General features: G+C 67.2%; 22 protein-coding genes. 12 read left to right on the top strand and 10 right to left on the bottom strand.

Features of this window, described 5'->3' with window-relative positions; translation table 11 throughout:
• Positions 1-358: 358 nt before the first annotated feature.
• Entirely contained in the window at positions 359-1,453 is a 1,095-nt protein-coding gene (locus tag B9Y64_RS05740; protein ID WP_012478950.1) for a dipeptide epimerase, read from the bottom strand.
• Entirely contained in the window at positions 1,450-2,889 is a 1,440-nt protein-coding gene (locus B9Y64_RS05735) for an SH3 domain-containing protein (RefSeq protein WP_100439835.1), read from the bottom strand. The genes B9Y64_RS05740 and B9Y64_RS05735 overlap by 4 nt, the downstream gene beginning before the upstream one ends.
• A gap of 132 nt (positions 2,890-3,021) precedes the next feature.
• Here B9Y64_RS05735 and B9Y64_RS05730 point away from each other — a divergent pair, with 132 nt between their 5' ends.
• The 9 genes from B9Y64_RS05730 (at position 3,022) to hglS (ending at position 13,875) form a co-directional block, all read left to right on the top strand.
• Positions 3,022-4,506, top strand: coding sequence for a transglutaminase-like domain-containing protein (locus tag B9Y64_RS05730; protein ID WP_100439834.1), 1,485 nt, complete (start codon positions 3,022-3,024; stop codon positions 4,504-4,506).
• A 51-nt stretch (positions 4,507-4,557) separates the two neighbouring features.
• A complete protein-coding gene (locus B9Y64_RS05725) occupies positions 4,558-7,557 on the top strand; it encodes a TonB-dependent receptor (protein WP_100439833.1) in 3,000 nt (999 codons plus the stop codon).
• Positions 7,545-9,131, top strand: a complete 1,587-nt coding sequence (locus B9Y64_RS05720) for a serine hydrolase domain-containing protein (RefSeq protein WP_202909042.1) — start codon at positions 7,545-7,547, stop codon at positions 9,129-9,131. The genes B9Y64_RS05725 and B9Y64_RS05720 overlap by 13 nt, the downstream gene beginning before the upstream one ends.
• Complete coding sequence (locus B9Y64_RS05715) at positions 9,064-9,777, top strand: M15 family metallopeptidase (protein WP_100439831.1); 714 nt, start codon at positions 9,064-9,066, stop codon at positions 9,775-9,777. The genes B9Y64_RS05720 and B9Y64_RS05715 overlap by 68 nt, the downstream gene beginning before the upstream one ends.
• A gap of 189 nt (positions 9,778-9,966) precedes the next feature.
• Positions 9,967-10,338 carry a hypothetical protein gene (locus tag B9Y64_RS05710; protein ID WP_100439830.1) on the top strand — a complete coding sequence of 124 codons (372 nt, stop codon included), beginning with the start codon at positions 9,967-9,969 and terminating at the stop codon, positions 10,336-10,338.
• Positions 10,339-10,570: 232 nt separating this feature from the next.
• Positions 10,571-10,981, top strand: a complete 411-nt coding sequence (locus B9Y64_RS05705) for an EF-hand domain-containing protein (protein WP_100439829.1) — start codon at positions 10,571-10,573, stop codon at positions 10,979-10,981.
• Positions 10,982-11,074: 93 nt separating this feature from the next.
• Positions 11,075-11,827: an HAD family hydrolase gene (locus B9Y64_RS05700; RefSeq protein ID WP_100439828.1), complete on the top strand. Its 753-nt coding sequence runs from the start codon at positions 11,075-11,077 to the stop codon at positions 11,825-11,827.
• A 31-nt stretch (positions 11,828-11,858) separates the two neighbouring features.
• The gene (locus B9Y64_RS05695; RefSeq protein WP_100439827.1) at positions 11,859-12,347 is read left to right on the top strand and encodes a hypothetical protein; all 489 of its coding nucleotides are present in this window, start codon (positions 11,859-11,861) and stop codon (positions 12,345-12,347) included.
• 166 nt (positions 12,348-12,513) lie between these two features.
• Entirely contained in the window at positions 12,514-13,875 is a 1,362-nt protein-coding gene (gene hglS / locus B9Y64_RS05690) for a 2-oxoadipate dioxygenase/decarboxylase HglS (RefSeq protein WP_100439826.1), read from the top strand.
• Between the two features lie 112 nt (positions 13,876-13,987).
• Here hglS and B9Y64_RS05685 read toward each other — a convergent pair whose 3' ends face one another.
• Entirely contained in the window at positions 13,988-15,502 is a 1,515-nt protein-coding gene (locus tag B9Y64_RS05685) for an acetyl-CoA hydrolase/transferase family protein (protein WP_100439825.1), read from the bottom strand.
• 381 nt (positions 15,503-15,883) lie between these two features.
• On the opposite strand from B9Y64_RS05685, the gene glnE reads away from it, so the two are divergent.
• Positions 15,884-18,679: a bifunctional [glutamate--ammonia ligase]-adenylyl-L-tyrosine phosphorylase/[glutamate--ammonia-ligase] adenylyltransferase gene (gene glnE, locus B9Y64_RS05680; protein WP_100439824.1), complete on the top strand. Its 2,796-nt coding sequence runs from the start codon at positions 15,884-15,886 to the stop codon at positions 18,677-18,679.
• 520 nt (positions 18,680-19,199) lie between these two features.
• Here the strand turns inward: glnE and B9Y64_RS05675 are convergent.
• The 6 genes from B9Y64_RS05675 to B9Y64_RS05650 form a co-directional block, all read right to left on the bottom strand.
• Complete coding sequence (locus B9Y64_RS05675) at positions 19,200-19,763, bottom strand: queuosine precursor transporter (protein ID WP_100439823.1); 564 nt, start codon at positions 19,761-19,763, stop codon at positions 19,200-19,202.
• Positions 19,764-19,838: 75 nt separating this feature from the next.
• Positions 19,839-20,351 carry a hypothetical protein gene (locus B9Y64_RS05670; protein ID WP_100439822.1) on the bottom strand — a complete coding sequence of 171 codons (513 nt, stop codon included), beginning with the start codon at positions 20,349-20,351 and terminating at the stop codon, positions 19,839-19,841.
• Positions 20,352-20,383: 32 nt separating this feature from the next.
• Positions 20,384-20,887, bottom strand: a complete 504-nt coding sequence (locus tag B9Y64_RS05665; protein ID WP_202909041.1) for a hypothetical protein — start codon at positions 20,885-20,887, stop codon at positions 20,384-20,386.
• Between the two features lie 19 nt (positions 20,888-20,906).
• Positions 20,907-21,758 carry a DUF2145 domain-containing protein gene (locus B9Y64_RS05660; protein ID WP_100439820.1) on the bottom strand — a complete coding sequence of 284 codons (852 nt, stop codon included), beginning with the start codon at positions 21,756-21,758 and terminating at the stop codon, positions 20,907-20,909.
• Positions 21,759-21,806: 48 nt separating this feature from the next.
• On the bottom strand, positions 21,807-22,034 hold the full coding sequence (locus B9Y64_RS05655) for a hypothetical protein (RefSeq protein WP_100439911.1): 228 nt from the start codon (positions 22,032-22,034) through the stop codon (positions 21,807-21,809).
• A gap of 83 nt (positions 22,035-22,117) precedes the next feature.
• Positions 22,118-23,077 (bottom strand): mitochondrial fission ELM1 family protein, encoded by a 960-nt coding sequence (locus B9Y64_RS05650; protein ID WP_100439819.1) that lies wholly within the window; start codon positions 23,075-23,077, stop codon positions 22,118-22,120.
• 126 nt (positions 23,078-23,203) lie between these two features.
• Between B9Y64_RS05650 and B9Y64_RS05645 the strand changes: the two genes are divergently transcribed.
• Entirely contained in the window at positions 23,204-23,794 is a 591-nt protein-coding gene (locus tag B9Y64_RS05645; protein WP_006438279.1) for a malonic semialdehyde reductase, read from the top strand.
• 86 nt (positions 23,795-23,880) lie between these two features.
• Positions 23,881-24,588, top strand: a complete 708-nt coding sequence (locus B9Y64_RS05640) for a YceI family protein (RefSeq protein ID WP_005415047.1) — start codon at positions 23,881-23,883, stop codon at positions 24,586-24,588.
• A 222-nt stretch (positions 24,589-24,810) separates the two neighbouring features.
• On the opposite strand, the gene B9Y64_RS05635 is transcribed toward B9Y64_RS05640, so the two are convergent.
• A complete protein-coding gene (locus tag B9Y64_RS05635) occupies positions 24,811-25,212 on the bottom strand; it encodes a hypothetical protein (protein WP_100439818.1) in 402 nt (133 codons plus the stop codon).
• Between the last annotated feature and the right edge of the window lie 476 nt (positions 25,213-25,688).

The raw sequence follows: 25,688 nt of genomic DNA, 5'->3' as shown, positions 1-25,688 counted from the left end.
AAGATTATGTGGTGGGCCAGGCGCGTGCCAGCCGCGAAGAGGTTACGGGGTAGGGCAGAAGCTGAAGCATCCACGCATGGCCTGGATCTACCCGGAGCTGCTGTTGAGTCCGCCTTCAAGCGAGCCGAGCACCGCAGGTCCGGCGAGGGCGAAGAGGCGCGGGTGTCTGAGCGCAGCGAGTTCCCGCGCCGTCCCTCGACGGGCCGAGGAGCGCAGGGAACCGGTGCGCAGCACCGGCTCGCGGCCGGCGGAGCGTTTCTTTTGGTTACTTTTCTTTTCGCGAAAAGAAAAGTAACGCCCGACCAAGCGTCAGTCACCCATGGCCCCTGTAGAGTCGAGCCATGCTCGACTGATCGGTTCAACCCAGCATCTCCAGCCCGCGTACTTCGGTGATGCCCAGCCCCGGCACGTCGCTGATGCTGATTTCCGATTCGTTGAAATGCACGCCGCCGCTGACCGGATCGAACTGGCCCAGCGACGGCCCGTCCAGGTCGACCTTGGTGATCACATCGCTCTTGGCCACGGCCAGGTGCACGGCGGCGGCCACGCTGATGCTGGACTCGATCATGCAGCCGATCATGCACGGCACACCGTAGATGCCGGCGATGTCGGCGATGCGGATCGCGTTGGAAAGGCCGCCGGTCTTCATCAGCTTGATGTTGATGATGTCGGCTGCGCGCTGCTGGATCAGGTCCATCACCTGGCTTGGGCTGAACACGCTCTCGTCGGCCATCACCGGCGTGTTGACGCGGTCCGTGACGTACTTCAGGCCGCTGATGTCGGCGGCCTTCACCGGCTGTTCCAGCAGCTCCAGTACCACGCCGGCCTCTTCCAGGGTGCGCATCGCATGCACCGCCTGCTTGGCGGTCCAGCCCTGGTTGGCATCCAGGCGAAGCAGGGCGCGGCCTTCCACCGCAGCATGGATCGCCTTGACCCGTTCAATGTCCAGGCCGATGTCCTTGCCGACCTTGATCTTCAGCGACTCGAAGCCGCGTTCGATCGCCGACAGCGAATCGGCCACCATCTTGTCGATGTAGTCCACGCTGATGGTGATGTCAGTGGTGATCACCGGGTCGCCACCACCGAGCATCTGGTACAGCGGGGCACCATGCAGCTGTGCCCACAGGTCGTACAGCGCGATCTCCACCGCGGCCTTGGCGCTGGTGTTGCGCTCCATCGCGGTCTGCACCAGCGTGCACAGATGGTTGAGGTTGACCACATCCTGGCCGATCAGGCGCGGAGCAATGAAGTGGCGGATCGCTTCGATGATCGAGCCGTGCGTATCGCCGGTGATCACTGCGGTGGCCGGGGCTTCACCGTAGCCGGTGTGGCCGGTGTCGGTGCGGATCAGCACCACCACGTCCTCCACGGTTTCCACCGTGCGCAGGGCAGTCTTGAACGGTGTCTTCAACGGCACGCGCAGCATGCCCAGTTCGATGGCGGTGATCTTCATTCAGGAGTCTTGGCCCGCAGGCGCTGGATGTTGGTGATGCGGTCGATGTAGCGGACGGTATCGCTGGCCATCATCGGCTCCAGCGGCGTGACCGAAACACCATTGAGATGGGCCTGCACGCGCGTGCCGTCGGCAGCGAACCAGCTGCCGCCCGCGGTATCGTGGATCACCCAGGTGCGGCCGTCGACGTGGCCGATGGCCATCATGACGTGGCCGGGGATGTAGACCAGATCGCCGACATGCAGGTCGGTGACGGCTCGGTCGCGCACCGCCTTGCCGTCCTTGCCGGTGAACGACAGGCGATCCAGCGCCGGGCTGACCGCCTGTGCACTGGTATTGCGCGGCAGCAGCATGCCGAAGCTGCGGTAGATCTCGGATACGAAACCGCTGCAATCGCGGGTGTCGTAGTCGTGGCCCCAGCCGTAGCGCTCACCGAGGAACTTGAAGGCCTGCTGCAGCAGCAGGCGAGGGGTCAGCGGCAGGTAGTCGGCGGCGCTGTCCTGCGAGCGCGGCAGCAGCGCCGGCACCAGCTTCAGGCGACCATCGGCTTCGCGTACCGGCAGCTGCACCACCCACGAGGCATGCGCCTGCTGGCCGTTCACCGGCTCCGAGGCGGGCCAGCCGGCCAGCACCGGCAGGCGCACGCCCATGTCCAGCTGCAGGCGCGAGACACGGGGTTCTTCCGGGGTGTAGGCGGTCTGCGCGGTGGCGCCGGTGATGATCCGGTACGGTCCCTTCGCGCCGTAGCCGAGCACCGTGGCCCTGTCGCCGCTGGCAACGGCGTCGGCTTCGATCCACGCGCTGTAGCGCTCGCTGTGCACGAACAGCCAGCGACCGTCGGCACTGCGGTGGACCACCGCGACCTTGTCACCGGGAAACAGCGCTGATTCCTGGAAGCGGTCGATATCGGTGTCACCGACGGTGCTGAAAACGCGCTCGCGGGTGGGGAAGGTGCGCAGGGCGGCACGCTTCACCACCAGCCCGTAGGCCGGTGCCATCCGCGCGGGAATCGCATCGAGGCCGAGGTTGGCTTCGATCGCGCTGCGCAGCGCCGGCGCGACAGGCTGGCCCTTGTCGTTGTAGAGGGCACGCGTGGGCCAGCTCGACAGCGCGGTGATGCTGGCCCGCACCGTCGCCGCATCAAGCTGCGCTGGCAGTGCGGCGATGTCCTGGATGTGGCTGTCCTGCGCCCGCATCCGCGCGTTCTGTGCCGCGATCTGCGCGCGGTCCAGAATCGGCGCATCGGCGTTGTCCAGGCGCGCGGCCCAGTACTGCGGGGTCAGATAGGCCTCGTGCAGGCCGATCACATAGGGCAACGGCGCCCCCGGGTCGGGCGGCGGTGCCGCCTGTGCAAAGGCCGGCGCGGCCAGCAGGCACAGGGCCAGGGACAGGCGGCGCGGCCAATGCCGGTGCCGTTCGCGGGAAGCCAGGCTCATGCGGTGCACACCCTCCTCGAATGCCTTTTGGAATATTTATTCCTTTTGGCATCGAAAGCAAGAATAAATTATTGACCGGCATCCCGGCCCGTGTTACACAGCCGTTACCACCCGCGCTGGGGAAGTGTCGCTGTGGATCCTGCCGTTCGCAAACCGCGTCTGCCTGCCGCCGCCGGCCTGTGTGCCGCGCTGCTGCTGTGGGCGTGGTCGGCAGGGGCAAAGGACCCCCGCAATGCACTCGACCTGGCGATCGACCGGGAGCGGGAATGGCAGCTGATCGACTGGGTCGACAGTGGTCAGTTCAAGAGCGTGGTCATGGCGTTTGCCGCGCAGGGCGTCTTCCCGCCGGCCGACTTCCAGTTCGAGCGCATGCGCCGCATCCGCCTGGATTTCAGCCTCGACGAAGCTGCTGCGAAGGCCGCCATACGCCGTTGGATTCCCGACCTGACCGGCGAGGAATTCGCGCGCTGGGACCAGCTTGGCCTGATCGAGCATCTCGATATCGATGGCACGCGTTGGTACTTCAAGCGCGCACCGTCGAACCTGTTCCTGCTCAGCGACGAGGCTCGTGCGCGCCGCCGCGCGGATGCACCGATGCCGCCTCCGGGCCCGAACGAAGTGCTCAACGCACACCACGCGCGCGTGGTGGCTGCGGCCGAACAGCGTGGCCGGGCTTCGGTGCTGCCGCAGCGTGTTGAATTCACCCAATCGCTGACGGTGAAGGCCGATGCCGTGCCGGCCGGTGAAACCGTGCGTGCCTGGATTCCCTACCCGCGCGAGATTCCGGGCCAGCAGGAGCAGGTGCAATGGCTGGGCAGCACACCGGGCAAGGCGCGGGTGGCACCGGCCAGCACCCAGCAGCGGACCGCCTACCTGGAGGCCAAAGCGGTGGCCGGGCAGCCGACGCGCTTTGAGATCCGTTACGCGGTCACGATCTCCGCCCGGCATACCGCGATCGATCCGGCCAAGGTTCAAGCGACGCCGGCCGATCCCGCGCTGAAACCCTATCTGTCCGAGCAGCTGCCGCATGTGCGCTTCACTCCGGCATTGAAGCTGTTCTCCGACCAGGTGCTGCAGGGTGAAACGCGTCCGTATGAAGTGGTGCGCAAGCTGTTTGCTGCGGTCGACCGCATTCCCTGGGCCGGTGCGCGCGAATACTCCACGATCAGCAACATCAGCGATTACGCGTTGCGTGCCGGCCATGCCGACTGCGGGCAGCAGACCCTGCTGCTGATCGCGCTGCTGCGCCTGAACGGCATTCCCGCGCGCTGGCAGTCGGGCATGGTGTTCTCCGACGATGGCAGTGGGTACAGCAACCTGCATGACTGGGGGCAGGTCTACCTGGCGCCGTACGGCTGGCTGCCGATGGACGTCACCACCGGCGCACTGAGCAGCGATGTACCGGCCCTGCGCGACTTCTACCTGGGTGGCCTCGATGGCTACCGCATCGCCTTCAACGATGATTTCGGCCAGCCCTTGGTGCCGGCCAAACAGCATTACCGCTCGGAAACGGTCGACTCGCAGCGTGGCGAGGCCGAGTGGGCAGGCGACAACCTGTACTTCGACCAATGGAGCTACGACTTCCAGTGGCGGGTACTGCCAGCCGGGCAACGCTAGCGCGACACATCGCATTCCACACCATTCAATTCTTGCAGGAGAGAGCAGGGGATGAAGGCTTACAACATCAAGCGGGCGGCGTTGTGCGTCGCCCTCGGGGCGTGTCTGGGCGTGATCGCGCCCAGCGCATTCGCACAGGACGGCTCGGTGGTCGGCCGGTTGGTGAGCGAGGCAGGGCAGGTGCCGGCCGGTGCCACGGTGACCGTACGCAATCCGGCAACGGGTTTCGTCCGCTCGGTGCAGGCCGAGGCCAACGGCAGCTACCGCATCCCGTTGTTGCCGGTAGGTACCTACGAGATGGAGGTCGGTTTGCCCGGTGGTGGCGCCAGTCGTGTTGGCCAGGTGACTGTCAGTCTCGGCAGCGCGACCACGGTGAATGTGCCGCTCGGCGCGGTCAGCACGCTGGGCACGGTCGAAGTGCGGGCACCGCAGGTGGTGTCGATGGTGGATGTGAAGTCCACCGAGTCTGCCACCAACATCACCCGCGAGGAACTCTCGCGCCTGCCGGTGGACCGTGACATCACCGCCGTGGCGCTGCTGGCGCCCGGTGCGGTGAAGGGCAAGGGGTCGCTGGGCGGGCAGGGCATTTCCTTCGGTGGTTCGTCGGTGGCCGAGAATACGGTCTACATCAATGGCCTGAACGTCACTGACTTCTACAACCGGGTCGGCTTTTCGTCGGTGCCGTTCTCGTTCTACCAGGAATTCCAGGTCAAGACAGGCGGCTACTCGGTGGAGTTCGGGCGCAGCACCGGCGGTGTCATCAATGCGGTGACCCGCTCGGGCAGCAATGACTTCAAGGCGGGCGCCGAGCTGGTGTTCGAGCCGCGCGCGTGGCAGTCGCAGGCGCGTGACCGCTATGACGGCAACGGCAGCCGCTACATCACCGCCAGCCGCGACGACTACAGCCGCAGCGCGCTGAACGTGTTCGCCTCCGGTGCGCTGGTGCAGGACCGGCTGTTCTTCTTCGGCATGTACGAAGCGCGCGACTACCGCCCGACATCGACCAACGACGCCGGCACGCGCTTCAACCAGGGCAAGGCCGATGATCCGTTCTGGGGCGGCAAGATCGACTGGCGCATCACCGACAACCAGATGTTCTCGCTGTTCGGTTTCTCCGATCGCAACAAGACGCTCACCGACGTCTATGCCTACGATTACGATCTTGGCAGCCGCGTGGGCGAGCGTGCCAACCAGATCATGAACACCGTGGGTGGCCGCAACTGGTCGGGCACCTACAGCTGGCAGGTCAACAACGACCTGACCATGAAGCTGATGTACGGCGAGAACAAGCGCAACCGCGTGCAGAGCTCGCTGATGGACGAGAACTGCAACCGTGTCTTCGACAACCGCACGGCCGGCCAGGGCGTGCCGCCGTCGTTGCAGGGCGACCGCAGCTGCACCAGCAGCTCGCAGCTGGAGTCGGCGCTGGACACGCGCAAGGCGGCGCGCGCGGACTTCGAATGGACGTTGGGCAACCATCTGCTGCGTTTCGGCCTGGACCGGGAAGAGAACACATCCGACTACAGCCGCGCCTACCCCGGCCCGGGCGGCTTCCGGTACGACATCTACTACCGCACCCCCGGCAGCTCGCTGAACGGTGGCGTGGTGCCGGCCAGCGGCGTGGTCGTGCGCACCCGCCGCTATGAAGTGGAAGGTGCGTTCAAGACCATCAACTCGGCCTACTACCTGGAAGACAACTGGCAGGTCACGCCGAACCTGCTGCTCAATCTCGGCCTGCGCATGGAGGCGTTCGACAACAAGGGCGGCGACGGCAACAGCTATATCAAGATCGACAACATGCTGGCCCCGCGCGCCGGCTTCTCCTGGGACGTGCGCGGCGATGGCACCACCAAGGTGTTCGGCAATCTCGGCCGCTACTTCCTGCCCGTGGCCAACGTCATCAACATCAAGCAGGCCGGCGGCTTCCTCGACGAGCGGACCTGGTACGAATTCCTCGGCTATACCGGCGCAGCCAACAACATCCCGAACCTGGGTGCGCAGATCGGCCCGGTGGACAACTCGCAGGGCGATGGCAGCGTGCCGGACCTGCGTGCGGAAGTGAACCGGGACATGGACCCGGTCTACCAGGACGAAGCCATCCTGGGCTTCCAGCAGATGATCAACGAGGCCTGGTCGGTGGGCGCCAGCGTGACCTACCGGCGCCTGCACAACGCCATCGATGACATGAACATCACCGCCACCGGGCAGTGTGGTGCCATCGGCAGCGTGTGGATCATGGGTAACCCGGGGCGCACCAACACCGTGTGGGGTGACACCGACTGCGATGGCCGCAACGATGGCTGGATCAGCATCGACACCTCGAAGGAAGGCTGGGCGCTGTATGACGACAACGGCAACTATGTCGGCCAGCGCGGCTGGGTGAAGCCCAAGCGCGACTACAAGGCACTGGAGCTGCAGGTCGACCGCGCGTGGGATGGCAAGTGGGGCTTCAATGCGTCCTATACGCTGGCCTATGGCCGCGGCAATGCCGAGGGGCCGGTCAACTCCGATACCGACTTTGCCGATGCCGGCCGCACCGAGAACTTCGACAATCCGTGGGTGAACTACAGGGGCTATGGCTACCTGGCCAATGATCGCCGCCACCAGTTCAAGTTCCGCGGCAGCTATGCGTTGACCGAAAACCTGAGCGTAGCGGCGACCCTGGGCGTGCAGTCGGGCAGTCCGATCACCCGCTTCGGTGCAGGCAATCCGTTCGATGCGACCGATTTCCACAGCTACTACGTCTGCGTATCCAACTGCCAGGCAACAGTACCGTCTGAACGGGTGTTCGTGCATTCGCCGCGCGGCGGTGATGGACGCACGCCATGGACCTACGATCTCGATGTCAGCGTTTCCTACAAGGTGCCGATTCCCACCGACCTGCGCCTGAAGCTGGCGGTGTACAACGTACTGAACCAGCAGCGCGTGGTGACCGTGGACCAGGACTACGAGCCGCAGAACGGCATCGGTTCGCCCAACCCGCTGTACCGCTACGGCACCGGCTTCCAGTCACCGCGCTATGCGCAGTTGACCGTCACATGGGCTTACTGAAGCCCGCCCGGCATGCTCGATGCTGCTTCTGCGTAGCGGCGTTGGCGGTGTTCCCGGTGGTGGCGGCGCAGACCACCGCGACCGCCTCGATCGATGCCGACATCGCGGCCGTGGTCCAGCACGAGCATCTGCCCGCGCTGGCCATGGCCGTGATCGAACAGGGGCGGGTGGTGTACCGGCACGCCGATGGTGCGCGCGGCGATGGCGGCCGCGTTGACGAGGACACGCTGTTCAAGATCGCCTCCAACAGCAAGGCGATGACCGCCGCGCTGCTGGCGCGGCTGGTGCAACAGGGCAAGCTGCGCTGGGAAGACCCGGTGCAGCGCTATCTGCCCGGCTTCCGCATGCATGACGCCTGGGTGGGCCAGCAGATGCAGGTGCGCGACCTGCTGGTCCACAACAGCGGCCTCGGCCTGGGTGCCGGTGACCTGATGCTGTGGCCGGAACCGAACACGTTCACCCGCGCCGACATCATTGCCGGACTGGCGCATCTCAAACCGGTCAGCAGTTTCCGCAGTCACTACGCCTACGACAATCTGATGTACGTGGTGGCCGGCGAAGTAGCCGCCGCAGCTGGTGGCAAACCGTATAACCAGCTGATGCGCGAGCAGGTGTTCGAGCCGCTGGGCCTGTCACGCTGTCAGGTGGGGGCGTGGTCGGTGAAGCGCGTGGGCAACGTGGCGCAGCCGCATGCCTGGGATGGCGATCGCAATGCAGTGGTGAACGCTGAGGGTGCAATCAGCCCGGACCTGCCATCGATGGCGGCCGGCGGCATCCGCTGTTCACTGCGCGACATGACACGCTGGATGCAGGTCCTGCTGGATCCCGCACTGGTGCCGGACTGGCTGGATACCGAGCAGCGCCGCACCCTGTGGACCCTGCACATGCCGATGCCGCTGGGTGAGCGCCAGCGGCGCTGGGACAACGCGCACTTCTACGGCTATGGCTATGGCTGGCGCGTGTCCGACATGGACGGGCAGTGGAAGGTGGCGCACACCGGCACGCTGTCGGGCATGTACTCATCGCTGGCCCTGCTGCCCGACCGCAGGGTGGGCGTGGTGATGCTGATCAACGGTGAAGGCGAAGACGCGCGCACCGCGCTGATGCAGGCCACGCTCAAGCGCTTCACCGCCCCCGACGATGCGCGCCCGGCGATGGAGTACCTGGCCGAACTGAAGGCTGACCAGGCCGCAGGTGCGGCATCCGGGCATCAGCGGCCGCTGACCTCCGACGCACGGCCGGCGTCGGATTCCGCTCTGCCGCACTGGCAGGGCCGCTACAGCGATCCCTGGCTGGGCGCAGCGTCGCTGTGCCCGGGCAAGGGCGGCCTGCGTTTCAGCGTGGACAAGTCGCCAAAGCTGCAGGCGGCCGTGCTGCAGCTGCAGGGGCGTTGGCTGCTGCGCTGGGATACGCTGGGCGACGAGGCGCAGGCGTGGCTGCAGCCGGGCGAAGGCCCGGCACCGACACTGGACCTGCGCGCCATCGATCCGGACATCGACTTCAGCTATGACTTCCAGGACCTGCATTTCACTCGTACTGGCGACTGCGCTGGCGGCGACCGCCAGCGCCGCTGAACCACCGCGCGTTTCACCGGCCACCGACGCGGCTGGCGCCGGCCTGGTGGAGATCCGCACGTTGTCGCCAGGCATCGACATGGACATCCGCTATGCCGGTGCCAACAACTTCACCGGTGCGCGGGTGCCGGGCTACGAGGCGCCATCGTGCTATCTGCTGGCGCCGGTGGCGAAGGCACTGGCACAGGTGGAACAGGACCTGCGCGCGCAGGGCTTCGGCCTGCGGCTCTACGACTGCTACCGGCCGGTGCGTTCGGTGCAGGCGTTCATGGCCTGGGTGAACGACCCGCGCGAGCTCTCGCGCAAGGCACTGCAGTACCCGGGCCTGGACAAACCGCGACTGCTGGCCGACGGCTACATCGCCGAGCGCTCCGGCCACAGCCGCGGTGCCACCGTCGATCTTGGCCTGCTGGATTGCCGCCGTGGCGTCTGCACGCCGCTGGACATGGGTACCGACTTCGATTTCTTCGGGCCACGCGCGCATACGCAGACGAGCGGGCTGAGTGACGCGCAGCAGGCGAACCGCCAGCAATTGCTGCAGGCGATGGCCCGGCGTGGTTTCGTCAACTACCCGCAGGAGTGGTGGCACTACACCCTGCAGCCCGAGCCGGACCCCGGCACCGCGTACGACGTCCCTGTGCGGTAGCTGGCACCCTTCATGGACTGGGGTCAGATCCGTTTTCCATAGGAAAAAGGATCTGCCCCCGACCCTCGCAACGATTTCGCGCGCGATCTCTCGTTGATGTTGCCGGCCAGTGGCCGGCACCACCGAAGGTGCAGAGCGCCCTCCTATCGATACCCTTACACTGGCTGCCTTCCCACCGCAGCCCACCCGATGAATCTTCCCCTGCACTTCGGCCTGCTCGGCACCCTGGAAGCTGGCGCCATCGCCCTGCTGGTCGGCCTGCTGGTGTACTTCCTGTGGTCGCGGTTGTGCCGGCTGCTGCACTGGACGGTGGGCCATGCGATCGGCTGGTCCTGCGTCATCTCGGTGGTGATCTCCGCCGGCATCGATGCATGGAAGCTGTTCTACATGGGCATCGTGCGGCTGGAGTCGCCGCTGTATGCGCGCCTGTTCCTGGCCACCATCCACGATCCGAACGAGCTTGGCAGCCGGGTGGTGCTGGAAATTGCCGGCGCGCTGGCCGGTGTTGCGCTGGGATGGGTGATGTTCAGTTCGCGGTCATCGACACAGAACGTCGACTGACGCAGGTTTTTCGTTGGTTGCCGGTTAAATCCGGCGGCGCTGAATGCTCATCTTATGGGCCGCTCACTTCGTGCTAACCACCGCGCTAATGCATGCAGGGTGGCGAGTGGTTAATCGTGCGTGTGGGTGCCGGTCGCGGGGCAAAATCGATTCAGAAACGCGGTGGCAGGGTAGGTGCCGTGCGGAAACAACAGGCCGCGCAACACCACCCAATAGGTAGGAGACACCCCTGATGACTATTCGCAACCGCAAGCCCCTGATCGCCCTGATCGTCGCCGCCGGCAGCGTGCTGGCCATCCCGGCGATGGCCCAGTCGGCCAAGCAGCAGGCCGCGCATGCGCAGAACGAAGCGGCGCACGCCCAGCAGGCCGCGGCCCAGGCGGGCCAGGCCGCTGACCAGGCGACCGATGCGGCCGCGGCGGCATCGGCGCAGGCCAACGGCGGTGGCCAGACCTGGGCCAGCATCGATACCGATGGCAACGGCACCATCAGCAAGGCCGAGGCGCAGGTGAACGCGGGCCTGGCCCAGGTGTTCGACCAGGCCGATACCAACAAGGACGGCGAGCTGAGCGCCGACGAGTACAAGGCCTACGTGGCCGCCCAGCAGGCCGGCGCGGGTGCCGGCGCGGCGCAGGGCCGCTGATCCAGACCTGATTCGGGAACCGGTGCATGGGGACCCGGGCGGCTGCGGCCGCCCGGGTTTTTCTCATCATCGCCACCCCTGTATCCTTGGCCGATGAACACCTCCACGCCTGCGCCGTCGCGCGCCATCGGCCTGGTCGGATTTGACGGTGACGATACGCTGTGGAAGAGCGAGGACTACTACCGCAAGGCCGAGCAGGATTACCTTGACCTGCTGTCGCGCTACGTCGACGTGCATGACACCCAGACCGCGCGCCACCTGCTGGAAGTGCAGCAGCGCCATCTGGGCACCTTCGGCTACGGCGTGAAGAGCATGACCCTGTCGATGATCGAAGCGGCCATCGACATCACCGGCCAGCGCATCGAGGCCAGGGACATCCAGCGCATTCTCGACATCGGCCACGATACCCTGCGCCACCCGGTGGAGCTGATCGACGGCGTGCGCGAAGCAGTGGCGGCCATTGCCGAGCACTACCCGGTGGTGCTGATCACCAAGGGCGACCTGTTCCATCAGGAAGCGAAGATCAAGGTCGCCAACCTGGGCGAACTGTTCCCGCGCATCGAGATCGTCTCGGAGAAGGATCCGGAAACCTACGCCCGCGTGCTGGCCGAATTCGACCTGCCGATGGAGCGCTTCGTGATGGTCGGCAACTCGCTGCGGTCGGACATCGAACCGGTGGTCACCCTCGGTGGCTGGGGCGTGCATACCCCGTACGCGGTGACCTGGGCACACGAGACCCAGCACGGCGTGGCCGACGACGAACCGCGCATGGTCACCGCCGATACCGCCCACGACTGGCCGGCCGCATTGGCGACGATCGAGGCCAAGGCCGCTGCGGCGGCCTGACAGGGGCCGGCGGCTGCGGCAGAATCGGGGCATGAATCTCCGCTTGCGCGCGCTGTTGTTGTCCCTGCTGCTGGCGCCGGCCACCGTGCTGGCCCAGCAGACCGCCGAGCGTTCGGCGGGCTACACGGTGGAAACCGGTGACCGCTGGGTCGATGCCCAGCTGCAGGACATCAACCATTACGCCGAACGCTACCCCGATGCCTTCCTGGACGAGGTGGCGCGCTACGCCGACGTGCCACGCGGCTATGTCAGCGCGCTGTTCACCACCCATGGCTGGCAGGCCGGGGATATCTATTTCGCCTGCTTCTGGGCCAAGGCCAGCGGCCAGACCTGCCGCGACAGCGTGCGTACCTTCAGCCAGGATCCGGAGGGCGGCTGGGAAGCGGTGGTGAAGCGCATGCCGGCCAAGCCGGAGAACCTGCATTACCGCGCCGTGCGCCACGCCATCGTGGCCAGTTACCAGCACTGGGACCGGCCGATCACCCTGGATGCCACCCTGAAGCGGCAGCTCAAACGCTAGTGCCGGCCGCTGGCCGGCAACTGCACTCCTGCCGGCGTCCAGAGGTTGCCGGCCAGCGGCCGGCACTAGCGGGCTGTTGTCATGTTGCTCTGCATATCGCCCCTGCCGCGCGCTCCGGCGACAATACGGGTCCGAGCTGTTCCCCGTTCCCGTAATCGAGTGACTGATGAGCGCCTCTTTCGTTTCGCCTGATGTGATCCGCCGCCTGTTCGCGCAGGCCATGTCCCGCATGTACCGCACCGAAGTGCCGCTGTACGGCACGCTGGTGGAACTGGTGGAGCGGATCAACGCACAGGTGCTGGAGCAGGACCCGGCGCTGGCCGCGCAGCTGCAGCGCAACGACGAGCGTGCGCGCCTGGATGAAGAGCGCCATGGCGCGATCCGCGTCGGCACCGTGCAGGAGCTGGCGACGCTGCGCCGCCTGTTCGCGGTGATGGGCATGCATCCGGTCGGCTACTACGACCTGTCAGTGGCCGGCGTGCCGGTGCACTCCACCGCGTTCCGCCCGCTGACCGGCGCTGCGCTGGCACAGAATCCGTTCCGCGTGTTCACCTCGCTGCTGCGCCTGGAGCTGATCGAAGACGAGGCACTGCGTGCCGAGTCGGCGAAGATCCTGGCCCGCCGCCGCATCTTCACCGACGGCGCGCTGGCCCTGATCGACCAGGCCGAACGTGCCGGTGGCCTGTCGCAGGCCGATGCCAAGCGCTTCGTCGAGGAAGCACTGGAAACCTTCCGCTGGCACGGCGATGCCACGGTCGACCTGCCGACCTACCACGCGCTGCACAACGCACACCGCCTGGTGGCTGACGTGGTCAGTTTCCGTGGCCCGCACATCAACCACCTGACCCCGCGCACGCTGGACATCGACGCTGCGCAGGCGGCGATGATCGAGCACGGCATGGCGGCCAAGGCAGTGATCGAAGGCCCGCCGCGCCGCGCCTGCCCGATCCTGCTGCGCCAGACCAGCTTCAAGGCACTGGAAGAAGCCGTGCATTTCCCGGACAGCGAGGGAGGCGATGCAGGCACCCATACCGCGCGCTTCGGCGAAATCGAGCAGCGTGGCCTTGCGCTGACCCCGAAGGGCCGCGCGCTGTACGACCAGCTGCTGGCGCAGGCGCGCGATGCGGGCGGTGCTGGCAGTACCGGCGGCGACTACGGCCAGCGCCTGCAGGCGGTGTTCGCCAGCTTCCCGGATGACCATGACACGCTGCGCCAGGAAGGACTGGGCTACTACCGTTACCAGCTGACCGACGCTGGCCGCGCCGCGCCCGACCGCGTGGCCGATCTGCCGGCCGAAGTGCTGGTGGCCGCCGGCCTGGCCACGGCCGACCCCATCGTCTACGAGGATTTCCTGCCGGTCAGCGCTGCGGGCATCTTCCAGTCGAACCTGGGGGGCGAAGAACAGCGCGCCTATGCCGCGCATGCCAACCGCGAGGCCTTCGAGCAGGCGCTGGGCGTAGCGGTGAACGACGAGTTCGAGATCTACGAGCGGCTGCAGTCCGAATCGCTGGCGGCGCTGCGCGGCTGACGCTTGCCTGGGGTCAGAGCCCTTTCCGATGGAAAGGGATCCGACCCCAACGTTGCGCATGACCGGGGTCAGATCCCTTTTCGGCAGAAAAGGGCTCTGACCCCGAACGCAATCAGCCCTTCATCGTGCCGGTATCCAGCCAACGCTGGTGCCACGACAGCGCTTCCGGCAGCAGGTGCGGGGTGTGCTTGCCGTAGCTCTCGCGGCTGGCACGGTCGAAGTAGTCCTGCAGCTGCGGACGGAAATCCGGATGCGCGCAGTTGTCGATCAGCACTTGCGCGCGCTTGCGCGGGGTCAGGCCACGCAGGTCGGCCAGGCCCTGTTCGGTCACGATCACCGACACGTCGTGCTCGGTGTGGTCGACATGGCTGGCCATCGGCACGATCGCCGAGATGGTGCCGTTCTTGGCGGTGGACGGGCTCAGGAACGCCGACAGGAAACCGTTGCGGGCAAAGTCACCGGAACCGCCGATGCCGTTCATGATCCGGGTGCCCATCACGTGCGTCGAATTGACGTTGCCGTAGATGTCCACCTCGATCATGCCGTTCATGCCGATGCAGCCGAGGCGGCGCACCAGCTCCGGATGGTTGGAGATTTCCTGCGTGCGCATGATGATGCGCTCGCGGTAGAAATCGATGTTCTCCTTGAACGTCTCGTTGGCCTGCGGGCTCAGCGCGAAGCCGGTGCACGAGGCATAGCTGAGCACGCCGTCGCGCAGCAGGTCGAGCATGCCGTCCTGGATCACTTCGGTGAACGCAGCCAGGTCGCGGAAACCGCTCTTGGCCAGGCCGGCCAGCACTGCGTTGGGAATGTTGCCCACGCCCGACTGCAGCGGCAGCAGGTTCGGCGGCAGGCGGCCCTTCTTCACTTCGTGCTGGAGGAACTCGATCAGGTGCGAAGCGATCTGTTCGCTGGTCGCATCGATCGGGCTGAACGGACTGTTGCGGTCCGGGCCGTTGGTGCGCACCACGGCCACGATCTTGTCCGGGTCGCAGCGCAGCGCGGTGTCGCCGATGCGGTCGTTGGCGTTCACCAGCGGAATCGGCTTGCGGTGCGGCGGCAGCGCGGTGCCGTAGTAGATGTCGTGCATGCCGTCGACGCCGGCCGGCTGCCATTCGTTGACCTCGACGATCACCTTCTTCGCCAGGTCCAGCCAGGTCTTGTTGTTGCCGACCGAGGTAGAGGGCACCAGCGAGCCATCTTCGCGGATGGCCGAGACTTCGATCACGGCGGTATCGATCTCGCCGTAGAAGCCGAACCACACATGCTGGGCAACGTGGCTGAGGTGGATGTCGATGTAATCCAGCTTGCCCTCGTTGATGCGGTTGCGTGCATCCGGGTCGCTCTGGAACGGCATGCGCATGGCGATGCCATCGGCCTTGGCCAGCGCGCCATCGAGTTCCGGCGCGGTGGAGGCGCCGGTCATCAGGCTGATCTGGAAGGGCTGGCCCTGGGCATGCACCGATTCGATGTGGCGGGCCAGTTCCACGGGAACGGCCTTGGGATACCCGGAGCCGGTAAAGCCGCTCATGGCCACGGTTTCACCGGGCTGGATCAGCGCGGCTGCGGCCTCGGCGGAGACCACGCGGTCACGGAGACGCGCGTTGGCGATGCGATCAACAGACATGACGACAGTGTTTCTGGGGGGAAGCCCGATTATCGGCCATCCTCATCCGTACGGGGGGTTCTACCTTTGTGGAATGGCTTTTCCCGGCAGGGGTCACCCATACCCGCCGGTTCTGTTTTGCAGTGCAGCGTGCAAAGTGCTTTCGCAGCCCGCACGATGGCCCTGCATCCCGACGTGGGGGAGGGAGCAGAGCCCGCTGGCAGTTCGCTGCAAGCGGGCTTTTTTATTGCCTGTCGCCCAGTATGAATACGGGGATGCCCATCGGGGTCGGATCCTTTTGCTACGGGCATAAGGCTCTGACCCAACTGCGGCTTTCCTGGGGTCAGAGCCCTTTGCCTATGGCAAAGGGATCCGACCCCGGCCGGTCGATACAATCAGCCCATGACCCTCGCCTCCGCTGAACTGCCCGCCCCGCTGCAGCCCATTGTCGACCGTGCCTTATCGCGTCTGGCCCAGGCGCTGCCCGAGCCCATCCCGGCAGAGCTGCAGCCGTTGCTGACCCGGCTGGCGGTGGCCAGCGACTTCGCCCTGGACACCCTGGTGCGGCAGCCAGCGCTGCTGGCGCAGCTGGCCGCGCCCGGTTGCCCGCCGATTCCCGCCCCGGTGCTCGACCCGCTGCAGCCCAGCGACTGGCCGGCGCAGTTGCGGCGCTGGCGCACCGCAATGTCCACCCGGCTGATCTGGCGCGATCTGGCCGGGCTGGACGACGTGGCGCAGACCCTGGCCGGCGCCACCACCCTGGCCGAGGACTGCCTGCGGCTGGCGCTGGACGCGCTGCAGCAGGAATTCGCCCAGCGCCACGGCGTAGTCCGTGATGGCGAAGGCCGCCAGCAGCAGCTGGTGGTGTTCGGCCTCGGCAAGCTCGGCGGTGGCGAACTCAACTTCAGTTCCGATATCGACCTGGTCTACGCCTACCCGCACGGCGGCGAATCCGACGGCGCGCGCGCGCTGGCCGCAGAAGAGTATTTCGCCCGCCTCGGCCAGCGCCTGGCCAAGCTGCTGGATGAAACCACCGTCGATGGCTTCAGCCACCGCGTCGACCTGCGCCTGCGCCCGTTCGGCAGTGCCGGCCGCGTGGCGCTGTCGTTTGCCGCGATGGATCAGTACTTCCAGCGCGAAGGCCGCGACTGGGAACGCTACGCATGGCTGAAGGCGCGCGCGGTCGCTGGCGATGTCGATGCCGGTGAAGCGTGGCTGCAGACCCTGCGCCCGTTCGTGTACCGCCGCTACCTGGATTTCACCGCACTCGATGGCCTGCGCGAAATGAAGGCGGCGATCACTGCCGAAGTCGCGCGCCGCGAGCTGCATGAAGACATCAAGCGCGGCGCCGGTGGCATCCGCGAGATCGAGTTCCTGTGCCAGGCGCTGCAGCTGATCCGCGGTGGCCGCGAGCCGGCGCTGCGTGAGCGCCGCCTGCTGGTGGCGCTGGATGCATTGGTGGCCGCCGGGCAGATCGCGCCCGGGGATGGCAGTGCGCTGCGCGAGGCCTACCTGTTCCTGCGCCGGTTGGAGAACCGCCTGCAGATGCTGCGCGACGCGCAGACCCACGTGCTGCCCAGCGACGCGCTGGACCGCGAGCGCATCGCCGTTGGCCTGGGCTATCCGGGCTGGGAGATGCTGCGCACGGCGTTGGCCGAACAGCAGCAGCGGGTCAGTACCGAATTCGCCGCACTGCTCGCGCCGCGCAAGGGCCAGGCGGCGCCCGACGCACTGGCCAGTTACTGGCGCAGCCTGCCCGAGGGCAGCAACGCAGCGTTGCTGGCCGAAGCCGGCTTCTTCGATGCCAACGGCGCCGACCAGTCATTGCGTGATTTCGCGCAGGGCACCGGCGTGAAGTCCCTGTCCGACGCGGCGCGTGCACGGCTGGACCGCGTGCTGCCGGCACTGCTGCATGCGGCCACGCGCTCGCCACAGCCCGATGCCGCGCTCAAGCGCGTGCTTGGCCTGCTGCAGGCCGTGCTGCGCCGGACCAGTTATCTCGCGCTGCTGGACGAACAACCGAGCGCGTTGGCGCGCCTGGTCGATGTGCTGGCGCGCAGCGCGCTGCTGGCCGAGCGCCTGGTGGCGTATCCGCTGTTGCTGGATGAACTGCTGGACGTGCGCGTGTCCGGGCCGATGCCCGATGCCGCCGGCATGCTGGCCGAGTGCGAGCAGGTGCTGGCGGTGGAAGATCCCGAATCCGCACTGCGCTGGCTCAACGAGACGCGGCTGGCGCTCAGCTTCCGCATGGCGATGGCCACGCTGGACGGGCGCCAGGGCGCGGTGGACAGCACACGGCAACTGGCCGAACTGGCACAGGCGGTGGTGGTCACCGTGCTGGCGATGGCCGAGGCAGACATGCGTGCCGCACACGGCGCGATTCCCGGTGGGCGCTTCGCGATCATCGGCTATGGCAGCCTGGGGGGGCTGGAGCTGGGCTTCGGTTCCGATCTGGACCTGGTGTTCCTGCACGACAACCCGGCCGGCGTGGACGCCAGCGACGGCGCACGGCCGCTGGAACCGGGGCGCTGGTATGCGCGCCTGGCGCAGAAGGTGATGGCCCTGCTCGGCGCGGTCACCGCCGCTGGCCGGTTGTACGACATCGACGTGCGCCTGCGCCCGGATGGCGGCAAGGGTTCGCTGGTGTCCTCGTTGGCCAGCTATACCGAGTACCAGCGCGAGCGTGCGTGGACCTGGGAACACCAGGCGCTGGTGCGCGCGCGTGGCGTGGCGGGTGATGCCAGCCTGCTGGCCGACTTCGAGCAGGTGCGTGCGCAGACGCTGGGCCGCGAACGCGATCCGGCCACGCTGTATGCCGATGTGCTGAAGATGCGGGGCCGCATGCGTACCGAACTGGACCGCAGCGATGCCGCGCGGTTGGACCTGAAGCAGGGTGCCGGTGGCGTGGTGGACCTGGAGTTCCTGCTGCAGACCGGCGTGCTGGCGCGCAGCGCGCAGCATGCGGCGTTGCTGCAGCCGCGCGACACGCCATCGTTGATCGATGCGCTGGCGGTTGCCGGTTTCCTGCCGGAACACACCGCGCAGGCGCTGCATGGAGCGCACGCCGCGCTGCTGGAGGTAGGCCTGGCCTGCACGCTGGACCGGCGGCCGCGGCTGGCGCCGACCACACCGGCGATTGAAGAGGCGTGCGCAGCGATCAGCGCCGCGTGCATTGCAGTGGAGTTGCCGTTCGGCTGACGGGCAGCCACCAGAGCATCGGCCAGGTGATGCCCGCTGTTGGTAGGTGCCAACCTTGGTTGGCATCCATCAGATCAATGGCCCAGGTGATGACCCGCCGTTGGTAGGTGCCGACCGTGGGTCGGCACAATCTGTCAGGGGTGATGGATTCTGCAGGAGCGTGCCGACCCGCGGTCGGCACCCACCCTGATCAGGCGCCAACCAAGGTTGGCATCCATCAGATCGATGGCTCAGGTGATGACCCGCCGTTGGTAGGTGCCGACCGTGGGTCGGCACAATCTGTCAGTGGTGATGGACTCTGCAGGAGCGTGCCGACCAACGGTCGGCACCCACCCTGATCCAGCGCCAACCTTGGTTGGCATCCATCAGATCGATGGCCCAGGTGATGACCCGCCGTTGGTAGGTGCCGACCGTGGGTCGGCACAATCTGTCAGTGGTGATGGACTCTGCAGGAGCGTGCCGACCCAAGGTCGGCACCCACCCTGATCAGGCGCCAACCAAGGTTGGCATCTACCAGGGCCTAGCGCATCTCGGCGCGCAGCGGCGCCATCTTCCACAGCAACGCGCGGAACGGGGCCAGCAGGCAGACGCCGATCGCCAGCTTCACCGCCAGGTCGCCGGCGGCCCAGCTCACCCACGGCAGGGCGGAACCGGCAAACGCGATCGACCAGAAAATGGTGGTATCCACCGTCGCACTGCAGGTCGTGGCCACCATCGGTGCGCGCCACCAGCTGCCACGGCGCAGGCGGTCGAACACGGTGATGTCCAGCAGCTGGGCCACGATGAAGGCCGAGCACGAGGCAATGGCGATGCGCGGCGTGGCCACCCAGATCGACAACAGCACCGCCACCAGGAAACCGATCCACGCCACGCGGCGCGCCGGGCCGGGGCCGAAGCGGCGGTTGATCAGGTTGCTGACCAGGAACGCGACCGGATAACTGAAGGCACCCCAGGTCAGCCAGTCGTTGATCGGGTACTGCACCAGTACGTTGGACAGCAGCACCACCGCGCCCATCGCCAGCACCGCCAGCACCAGGGCGCGCGGGGTCAGCGGGGCAAACACAGGGGCAGGACGCACGGACATGGCGAGCCGGGGGGACAAAGGGAATCGCCCATTATCCGCCCGGCCCGCAGCAAAGCCAAAACCGGTCGTTCAGCTTTACAGCGCTTCGCTCATCACATCGCCTGCGGCATAGGCGGTGGGCACGTAAGCCAGGGCCTGGCCCTGTGCGCTCTTCACGGTCCAGCCGGCGCCGGCCTCGGTGGGGTCGAAATGCACCTGCTGGCCGACCACGAAGGCGGCGGCCTGGTCCTCGTGCACCTTTGCAGGCCAGCGCAGGGTGGCGGTCTGGTCGGCCTTGTCGGGCACCTGCAGCTGCACCTGGCGCTCGCCCGCCGCCGTGGTTTCCACCTTCTTCACTTCCATCGGCGGCAGCGGCACCGCCTTGGTGCGCGCCGCCTTGGCGCTGCGCTCGCTGGCCTTGAACGGCGCCTTGGACAGTTCGGACAGGCCCGCCGATGCGGCGAGGGGCACCGAGACCACGATCAACGAGGTGATCAGGACGCTGGCCTCGCTGCTGTTCAACTGCGGCGCGGCGCCGGCATGGACGGTGGGCACCAGCAGCGCGGAGAGCAGCAGGGCAGAAGCGGGAACGCGCAGGCAACGGAACATGGAGACCTCCTGGTCAGAGTGGAAACGGCGGCTCAGCGCCGGGTATCGAAGATGTCACGCGGGCCGGTGGCCTCGGGCAGGTACTCCAGCGCACGCCCCTGGTTGTCCTTCAGCTGCCAGCCCTGGTCCGCGCCGGTGGGCTCGAAGTTCACGGTCTGGCCCACGGTGAACTGCACGGCGGGATCGCCGAGGCCGCGCGGGTACTGCATCGATGCGGTGTTCTGCGGGTCATTGGCATCGCGCAGCAGCACTTCGCGGCGGCCATCGACGGTGGTGGCGATCGCGCTCACCTCCATCTGCGGCAGCTTGATCTGCTGCGGGCGGGCCAGCGGCTGGCCGGCATCGGCGGCGTCCTGGGCTTCCTTCGCCGCAGCGGCGCGGGCCGAGTCCACCATCTGCGTGGACATCTCCAGGCTCGGCCCCTGCGGGCCCGGGTCATGGATGATCACGATGCGGCGTTCGGCGTGTGCGGCCGTCGACCAGGCCAGGCCGGTGACGATCGCCATCGACAACAGGGCGGTATGCAATGGACGCATGTCGTTCTCCTCGCGGGATTCAGGGCGTGGCGGCAGCGGCACCGGCCACCGGCACATGGGGGATCACCAGTTCCTGCTGCAGCTGGCTGTGCTGGTGCAGGAAGTCGAATACCGATTCCACCGTCACCACCGAATAGTTGCCGGAGATGCGCTCGCCGGCCGGATGGTCGGTAGTGGTGGCGTTGGCCACGAACAAGCGTGCACCCACGCGCTTGCCGAGGCCGATATGCAGCACGCTGGGCTGGTACTTCTGCTGGCGCAGCCACTGCTGCGCCTGTTCGCGCTTGACGATGGCCGGCGCGCCTCCGGTCTGCGCCATGGCCGCCGCCAGCACTTCCAGCACCCACTGGTTGGAGTTCTGGTAGTCGGTGGCGAACGGGTAGGCGACTACGTTGTACTTCGTTTCGTGCAGCGCCTTGGGCTGGATCGAGGGTGACACCAGCATCGCCCGCAGGGCCGCACGCAACGGTGCCGACGGCACGCCGATGCGCAGGTCGGTATGGCCACCGCTCTCGCCGACGAAGTTGCCCAGGCCCTCGTGGTACAGCTGCGAACTGTCGGTCTTGCAGCGGTTGAGCAGATGCATCGCGCGCCAGCGGCCGTCGTCCTCGCGCAGCAGGAACGCCAGGTGGCTGTGGCGCAGGCCATAACGGCTCAGGTCCTGGCCGCCGCGTGCGGCGACCACCACGTCCACATCGGGCAGCGCGTCCAGCCGCTCGGCGGTGGTCCAGGCCACGTCCAGCATCGCCGCCTGCGACGCAACGCTCGGGTAGCGCTCGCGGCAGGCGGTGCTGTCGGCCCAGGCCGGTGCGGCCAGCAGCAGGCTGGCGGTCAGCAACAGGGCGCCGGGCAGGCGGGAGAAACGATCCATGTCGATACCTTCAACGGCGGGCAGGCCCGCGCGCCGATCATACGCTGCTCAGCGCAGCGGGCGATCCACGCCCTTGCGCTTGAGTTCCTTGTCGCAGGCATCGCTGATCGGGGCTACCGGCAACGGCGGGCGCTGGCCCTTCGGGTCGCGCAGTGCCGGCTGTTCGCGGTACGCATCCAGCTGCTGCTGGCACTGATAGGAGATCGGGTCCAGCTCGGTGGGCGCGGTGGAACACGCGGCGAGCAGGGCCAGGGGCAGCAGGAGCAGGCTACGCATGAAGACGTTCAGTGTGATGGGGGAAGCTGGACTGTAACCGTGCAGCTGGATCGAAATGTTCAGAAATCGCTGGGCGGCCGGCACTACCCCAGTGCCAGGCGCTGTTTCACTTCTGCCGCTACCCGCGCGGTTTCGCGCAGTGGCTCGATGCGGTCGCACTGCCAGTCCAGCCAGTGCGCCTGCAACCGCCCACGCTCGCGCAGCTGCTGCTGGAAGCGCGCCAACCGGCCCTGCGCGGTATCGGCCAGTGCCACCATCACCGGCATGCGCGTGGCGCAGGCTTCCGAGAGCAGGTTCACCGAATCGGGCGAGACCACCACGCGGTTGGCCCAGCCGAGCAGGCCGCCATAGGGGTTGGTGCCGTCACCGCCATCGCCCCAGATCACGTGTGGCAGGTCGGCGAACTTCGCGCGCAGGATCTCGGCCAACGCCGGTGGCGTGCGTCGCGAGGTGGTTGCCAGCAGGCTGCCGCCCTCGCTGCGGATCTGCTCAGCCAGCGCCTGGAACACGCCGACCATCGCCGTTTCGTCCCACGGCGCCAGCGGCGTCGGGCCCCCCACCAGCAGCGCGGTGCGTGGGCCGGGCAGGGTACTGAAGCCGGCGAACGCGGCGCGGCCCCAGGCCAGCCAGTCATCGTCCACCGGGTTGAGGCTGCCGAGCAGGGTCAGCACGTTGCTGCCGCGCAGGGCGTCGTGTTCGGGCACCACCACCACATCCCAGTGGCGGGCGCCGATGCGCGGGTCGAGGATCTGCACCACCTGGCTGCCGCGCGCGCGCAGTACGCGCAGGGCACCGGCCGCCTGGCGGCCACAGCCGATCGCCAGCGCCGGGGCTTCGTTGGCCAGTGCCGCGAAGGCCTCGCCGTAGCCGTTCACATCACCCGGCAGGCGGCGCGGCGACAGCCAGCGCCAGGGTGCGCGGGGCTGCAGGACCAGCGGCCGATGGGTGCCCTGGCGCAGCGCCGAGGCCAGTGCGACCGCCTGGCGGACATTGCCTGCACGGCCGTCAGTGACCGTCCAGGGCGCGCTCGATCGTTTCACCATTGGCATTAATTCGTTTCAGCCCTGCTGGGTGTTGCAACAGTCGCGACACTCTACACTGCGGCTCGTCGTTTCGCCCCGCGCCGCCCGCGGGCACTGACTTCCTTTCGCCGCCCTGGAGATCCACCGATGTCCCACGCGCTCGACGCTGCCGCCCTCGACCAGCTGTTCCGTACTGCCCGTACCCAGAACGCCTTCCTCGACAAGCCGGTCCCGGCCAGCCTGCTGCAGGAACTGTACGACCTGGTGAAGTGGGGCCCGACTGCGGCCAACACCACGCCGGCCCGCTTCGTCTTCGTCACCTCGAAGGAAGCCAAGGAAAAGCTGGCCCCGGCCCTGTCCGAAGGCAACCTGGCCAAGACCATGGCCGCCCCGGTCACCGTCATCATCGGTTTCGACCTGGACTTCCACGAGAAGCTGCCGTACCTGTTCCCGCACACCGATGCCAAGGCCTGGTTCGACGGCCCGCAGGAAGGCCGCCACGAAGCCGCCATCCGCAACGGCAGCCTGCAGGGCGCCTACCTGATCCTGGCCGCACGCGCGCTGGGCCTGGATGCTGGCCCGATGTCGGGCTTCGATGCGGCCAAGGTGGACGAAGCGTTCTTCGCCGGCACCTCCATCAAGTCGAATTTCCTGGTCAACCTGGGTTACGGTGACCCGGCGGGCCTGTTCCCGCGTCTGCCGCGCCTGTCGTTCGACGAAGCGGCGCGCATCGCGTAAGTCGCTGTATCGGTTTCGGGCCCGCCCGCATGCGGCGGGCTCTTGCTGCACCGTGTACCCACCCTACGATCCGGAGAGTTCCTCAGATGAGCGCCACCCGTAAACTGCTGCTGCCGCTGGCCCTGACCCTGGCAATCGCCGCCTGCTCCAAGCCGGCCGACACCGCTGCCCCGGCTGCCGATGCCGCCGCCCCGGCCACCACCGAGCAGGCTGCCACCCCGGCTGCTGATGCCGCCGCCGCTGCGCCGGCCGCCGAAGCGATCAAGATCGCCTCGGGCACCTACAAGCTGGACCCGAGCCACACCGACGTGCTGGCCCAGTGGAGCCACTTCGGCTTCTCCAACCCGAGCGCGCACTTCGGCAACGTCGAAGGCACCCTGGTGTACAACGCCGAAGACGTGACCAAGTCCACCGTGGAAGTGAAGCTGCCGCTGAGCGGCCTGAACAGCTTCACCGCCAAGTTCGACGAGCACCTGAAGAGCGCCGACTTCTTCGACGCCGCCAAGTTCGCCGATGCCACCTTCAAGAGCACCAAGGTGGAAGCCGCTGGCACCAACAAGCTGACCGTTACCGGTGACCTGACCATCAAGGGCATCACCAAGCCGGTCACCCTGGACGTCACCGTCAATGGCGGCGGCGAGCACCCGATGGCCAAGGTTCCGGCCGCCGGCTTCGATGCCACCACCACCCTGAAGCGCAGCGATTTCGGCGTCGGCGCCTACGCCCCGAACGTCAGCGATGAAGTGAAGATCCGCATCACCACCGAAGCCACCGGCGAAAAGCCGGCTGCTTGATGCACCCCGCTCACTCGTCGTGAGAAGGCAGAAGGCCCGCTGAAAAGCGGGCCTTCTTTTTTGGGGGGCTGGTAGAGCCGGCCGCTGGCCGGCTGCATGCGAGGTGCGCAATGCTGATGTGGTTGCCGGCCAGCGGCCGGCACTACCCGACGGGGTAAGTGTGACCCCGAGCTGGGTGGGTGCGGACCGTTGGTCCGCACAATCCCTCCGAGGCAGGATTTCTCAACGCAACGCGCCCAGCCACGCACCGCACGCCTCGCTCGGGCTCTGCTTGGCCTTCACTGCCAGCCCGCTCACGCGCACGAAGGTCTGCGCGGCCTGCGCCACCACCTGGCGTGCGATCAGTGCCGCCTGCTTGGTCGCGGCCTGCTGCTTGCGCAGCTGCACGATGTTGATCGAGGGCCGGCCGACCGGCGCATATTTCTGGTCGCGGCGCAGTACATCAGCCACCTGCGCCACTTCGAATTCGGCCTGCAGGTAGCGGTGCTGTGCCTCCACCAGCTCACGCAGCGGTATGCGCAGTGCGGCGGTGTCGGCGAACGCGGCCAGTGCCGCATCGCAGGCGGCGTCATCGGCGAAGCGGGTACGCAGCGCATCCACGCCGGCCAGGGTCAGTTTGGCCATGTGGGCCTCGTTGCTGCAGGAAAGGAGCGCGATTGTCGCATTGCCGGAGCCCCTGTAGAGCCGAGCCCATGCTCGGCTCATCGCGCGCAGCGCGAGGGGGATCGGGAAGCAGCCGAGCGTGGGCTCGGCTCTACACAGTCAAGGGTGTGCGGACCAACGGTCCGCACCCACCCAAGGAGGTGCATGACCGCCGGTGGCCTCCTGTAGAGCCGAGCCGATGCTCGGCTCATCGCGCGCAGCGCGAGGGGGGGCGGGAAGCAGCCGAGCGTGGGCTCGGCTCTACACAGTCAAAGGCGTGCGGACCAACGGTCCGCGCCCACCAAAGGAGGTGCATGACCGCCGGTGGCCCCCTGTAGAGCCGAGCCCATGCTCGGCTCATCGCGCGCAGCGCGAGGGGGGGCGGGAAGCAGCCGAGCGTGGGCTCGGCTCTACACAGTCAAAGGTGTGCGGACCAACGGTCCGCACCCACCAGACAG

Source organism: Stenotrophomonas maltophilia, from assembly GCF_002799245.1.
In the GTDB taxonomy this organism is placed as follows: Bacteria; Pseudomonadota; Gammaproteobacteria; order Xanthomonadales; family Xanthomonadaceae; genus Stenotrophomonas; species Stenotrophomonas maltophilia_S.
The sequence above is the reverse complement of the archived record's forward strand: the minus strand, read 5'-3'. Positions and strand labels throughout refer to the sequence as shown.

Coding starts and splice junctions, on each gene's coding strand:
- B9Y64_RS05735 (WP_100439835.1), bottom strand. CDS start 2,889: ATGAGCCTGGCTTCCCGCGAACGGCACCGGCATTGGCCGCGCCGCCTG.
- B9Y64_RS05675 (WP_100439823.1), bottom strand. CDS start 19,763: ATGTCCGTGCGTCCTGCCCCTGTGTTTGCCCCGCTGACCCCGCGCGCC.
- B9Y64_RS05710 (WP_100439830.1), top strand. CDS start 9,967: ATGAATCTTCCCCTGCACTTCGGCCTGCTCGGCACCCTGGAAGCTGGC.
- hglS (WP_100439826.1), top strand. CDS start 12,514: ATGAGCGCCTCTTTCGTTTCGCCTGATGTGATCCGCCGCCTGTTCGCG.
- B9Y64_RS05670 (WP_100439822.1), bottom strand. CDS start 20,351: ATGTTCCGTTGCCTGCGCGTTCCCGCTTCTGCCCTGCTGCTCTCCGCG.
- B9Y64_RS05635 (WP_100439818.1), bottom strand. CDS start 25,212: ATGGCCAAACTGACCCTGGCCGGCGTGGATGCGCTGCGTACCCGCTTC.
- B9Y64_RS05650 (WP_100439819.1), bottom strand. CDS start 23,077: ATGGTGAAACGATCGAGCGCGCCCTGGACGGTCACTGACGGCCGTGCA.
- B9Y64_RS05645 (WP_006438279.1), top strand. CDS start 23,204: ATGTCCCACGCGCTCGACGCTGCCGCCCTCGACCAGCTGTTCCGTACT.
- B9Y64_RS05725 (WP_100439833.1), top strand. CDS start 4,558: ATGAAGGCTTACAACATCAAGCGGGCGGCGTTGTGCGTCGCCCTCGGG.
- B9Y64_RS05720 (WP_202909042.1), top strand. CDS start 7,545: ATGGGCTTACTGAAGCCCGCCCGGCATGCTCGATGCTGCTTCTGCGTA.
- B9Y64_RS05705 (WP_100439829.1), top strand. CDS start 10,571: ATGACTATTCGCAACCGCAAGCCCCTGATCGCCCTGATCGTCGCCGCC.
- B9Y64_RS05715 (WP_100439831.1), top strand. CDS start 9,064: ATGACTTCCAGGACCTGCATTTCACTCGTACTGGCGACTGCGCTGGCG.
- B9Y64_RS05665 (WP_202909041.1), bottom strand. CDS start 20,887: ATGCGTCCATTGCATACCGCCCTGTTGTCGATGGCGATCGTCACCGGC.
- B9Y64_RS05700 (WP_100439828.1), top strand. CDS start 11,075: ATGAACACCTCCACGCCTGCGCCGTCGCGCGCCATCGGCCTGGTCGGA.
- glnE (WP_100439824.1), top strand. CDS start 15,884: ATGACCCTCGCCTCCGCTGAACTGCCCGCCCCGCTGCAGCCCATTGTC.
- B9Y64_RS05685 (WP_100439825.1), bottom strand. CDS start 15,502: ATGTCTGTTGATCGCATCGCCAACGCGCGTCTCCGTGACCGCGTGGTC.
- B9Y64_RS05740 (WP_012478950.1), bottom strand. CDS start 1,453: ATGAAGATCACCGCCATCGAACTGGGCATGCTGCGCGTGCCGTTGAAG.
- B9Y64_RS05655 (WP_100439911.1), bottom strand. CDS start 22,034: ATGCGTAGCCTGCTCCTGCTGCCCCTGGCCCTGCTCGCCGCGTGTTCC.
- B9Y64_RS05695 (WP_100439827.1), top strand. CDS start 11,859: ATGAATCTCCGCTTGCGCGCGCTGTTGTTGTCCCTGCTGCTGGCGCCG.
- B9Y64_RS05660 (WP_100439820.1), bottom strand. CDS start 21,758: ATGGATCGTTTCTCCCGCCTGCCCGGCGCCCTGTTGCTGACCGCCAGC.
- B9Y64_RS05640 (WP_005415047.1), top strand. CDS start 23,881: ATGAGCGCCACCCGTAAACTGCTGCTGCCGCTGGCCCTGACCCTGGCA.